The sequence below is a fragment of the Prevotella sp. P3-92 genome, from assembly GCF_002251205.1.
GTDB lineage: Bacteria > Bacteroidota > Bacteroidia > Bacteroidales > Bacteroidaceae > Prevotella.
Map to the genome: position 1 here is coordinate 1 of NZ_NPJE01000034.1, position 3,231 is coordinate 3,231.

Sequence of the window (3,231 nt, forward strand, 5' to 3'; positions counted from 1 at the left end):
ACTCTTGAATTTACATAGGGAACCTCTATTAAATTACCACTACCATAGATGATACACGTCAGCGAATCTTTTCGACTATCATCCAACATCCGTATCAACATTTGACCTTTACGTTGCTTCACCTCCATCAGGTTTGAGGTTTTAAGCCGTGGTGGTTGATTTCCACTCGCAACACATAGAGCCCTGCCATTCTTTTCCACTACGGTCAACGGTTTATAGTAGAAATGCTCAGAACCAAAATTACGCATCCATTGTGTATAAGCTACCATAGTATAGACACCGCCGTTCATTCTCCGTGGCAGAATCATCGCATTAGAAAATACACCATCTGTATCACAACGCAACATGACACGTTGCATCAAAGTGTCTGCCTGCTGGTCGTGAAGTTCTACATAAACATAACGAGAACGGGATACGGGGACGCGCGTCACCGCATCAAGCAAATGGGCACGAAACCATACTGTATCACCTGCCATATAATAGGAACGATCGGTTTGCAAATATATACGCTCCTGAGGTACTTTGGAATAGTAGTCTAATATGGATGAAATAACAGACGTAGTATCGGCTGGCATGACACAAGCCACAACGGATAGTCGGAGCACACATAACAATAATAGTGTACCTATTCTAATTGCAATCAGATTGACAGATTTCATAGTTTGACTCTGCATTTAATAAACATGCTGTATAACCCAACAATGTTGGATCCATTTGCGCACAACGACATTCAGAGCATCTACATATCGAACAATCGTGCGTTAATTGACTATCATAATTACAATCTGCTACAGCAAGATAATACAAATGTTCACACGTACGCAAGCAAGCTTCTTCTGTGCTTACACTTCGAGTATTTTTCTCATTACTTAATCTTACATTATATCGCTGAACAGCTTTCAAATAATCTCTTTTTTTTATATTACAATTTTCAAACGTTTTTTTCTTTGATTGATACAACATGTATATTCTTTCTCGATAATTAACTCCTGTTAAATGGGACAAACTATCTATATACATATTTTGCTTACATTGTGATTGTGTACGTATTGCGAAACTAAGCAATAATTTATACCGCTTTTTATTTTCTTTCGAAAAAGATTCAAATACTCTATTCATCCTTTTTCTGTCCTTTGATAACTTCATCTGATACTCTTGATGCTGTTCTGACACGACAAACACATCTGCCTCATTTAGTGTTTCAAAAGACACATCACTTCCATCATTACTACAGTTAAACAGCAGAAAAACTGTAAATAACATTAAAATCATTTTTTTCTTCATATTCGTTTTTTTTTAATAGTTACCACCAAAATTGTTTTCCGTTCTTATAAATAAAGACACGTTCTTCTTTACCTTTCGTATAATCTCGGAGTAATAATAATGCATTTTGAGGAACATTAGTATAGCTTAAACTATCACAGACCGCTCTTTGCTGTCCCAAAGAATGCCAATCATAATCAAAATAAAACAGTTCGTAATTATGACCTTTTGCTACACGATTACAATCATTCCATAATTGCACTTGCAATCCTTTTGTCATTTTTTTACATCTTTTGATATCAATACCTATCCAATAGGGAAATTGCTTATAAAATGTGGTAGTTGGGTCTCTATCGCGCAACCAATGCAATGGAATAGTATCTCCAACCAAGTCTTTACCAACGGCATAAAGTTGATAGTCATTCTTTTGTATCATTTTATTATTTTTATCTATTAAATCAATCTCTGCAGGTACAGGATATTTCCCCTTTGCAGGAAGAAATCGTAGATATCTTTTCAATTGATAATTTTCGAAAAGGATGCTTATTTTTTCAACTGGCATATTTTTAACTTCATAAAGACAGCTAACATCACGGCTAAAATCCTTAACATTTGATGTTTCTATTCTAGTTCCGATCAAATCTCCCCAACGATTAATCCATCGACTGTTCAAACCATATTTTCGATATAGACAAACTCTTTGAGATCTTATTTTATCGGGTACAAGTTTTATAGGCATACGACCTTTACAAACCAAAAATGGATTAGAACGTGGTATAACAGTCCCATCCTCATATGCTGCAACAATCACGACATTATCGTGTATCATTGGACCAATATCAATATGAGAATCGTCTAAACGTTCTGCCTTTCCAACAGGTTTCCAACCAAATTGTTGTTGATATGTACACACATAAAGAGGTTCATTTCTATTCGTTTTTATTAGTAGCACATTTTTGTCTGTCAGATTATGATATTGTGAGGTTACATCCAAGGCATAAGAGCAATGTAAAAATTCAGGAATATTTAAAAGTTGATTACTGGGAACTTTGTGAACATCATCATATGTATAACGATACACTTTGCAAATTCTTTTTAGGCTATCCACTACATAAATATACTTACGTTCGTCTATTGTATATTTACAAGGCTCATAAGAACCGTCAATATAACAAGTTTTATTTTTACCTATCGTAAAGATTTTACCATTTTTTTCCACCATTGATACCCAAAAATGTCCATTTGTTCCTTGATTGGCCCAAAAAGGAGTAAAATCTGTTACAGCTGCAATACCTAATGAACGCATTACATATGTCATATAAATAGCACGATCACGACAATTACCACCATGAATAGAATCTAACATCAACACATCTAATTCATACGGACTTTTAGTATTCGTAACCTTAAAACTATTTTTCAAGTACTCATACACAACTCGGAAGGCTTCCTTCTCATCTTTTATTCCTCTCACCAAATGTGCATATTTTCTTTTAAAATATAATCTCCACTTCACTATTGGTTCTCTATCAATGCTATAAGGTAGTATATATCTACAAAAATCCCTAAAATCAATTTCGTTTTTCCACAAGCAATTTTGCCAGGTTTCATAGGCTTCTTCTACGTTTTCAATTAAGTAATCAGCAGATATTTCTTCTATGTCATTCATAAAATACTGCTCACCATTTTTAACTTGAGACATAGCAGAATGCCAAGGCATATACTTTATCAGATAAACCATAGCTTTATACTTATCACAACCTTTTGGATATATCTCTAAAGCTTTTTGCATTTCTTGTTTATTTCTACCTGCCAATTTCAATGTGTTATATAATCTAAAGCACTAGTGTCCACTAAATAAATTTAAGACTTAATTCTCTTACAGTTTGTAACTTCTCGGCAGGTTCGCTTTTGCCGAGCAAATCTACGAGAGGGGTTCTGTCCAACAATGAGACAGATAAAATTCTT

Annotated in this window: 3 protein-coding genes; all 3 read right to left on the minus strand. The window is 34.4% G+C overall.

Annotated features, from left to right (window positions below; translation table 11 throughout):
* A partial coding sequence (locus CIK93_RS05045; protein WP_254046741.1) for an MG2 domain-containing protein occupies positions 1 to 659 on the minus strand: 659 nt, incomplete at its 3' end.
* Positions 631 to 1,284 (minus strand): hypothetical protein, encoded by a 654-nt coding sequence (locus CIK93_RS13415; protein ID WP_094449323.1) that lies wholly within the window; start codon positions 1,282 to 1,284, stop codon positions 631 to 633. The genes CIK93_RS13415 and CIK93_RS05045, both read right to left, overlap by 29 nt.
* Before the next feature lie 19 nt (positions 1,285 to 1,303).
* Entirely contained in the window at positions 1,304 to 3,085 is a 1,782-nt protein-coding gene (locus tag CIK93_RS05050) for a transglutaminase-like domain-containing protein (protein ID WP_144007631.1), read from the minus strand.
* Positions 3,086 to 3,231: the final 146 nt, after the last annotated feature.

Excerpts from the sequence above, each read along its gene's own strand:
- CIK93_RS13415 (WP_094449323.1), bottom strand. The coding sequence starts at position 1,284 with ATGAAGAAAAAAATGATTTTAATGTTATTTACAGTTTTTCTGCTGTTT.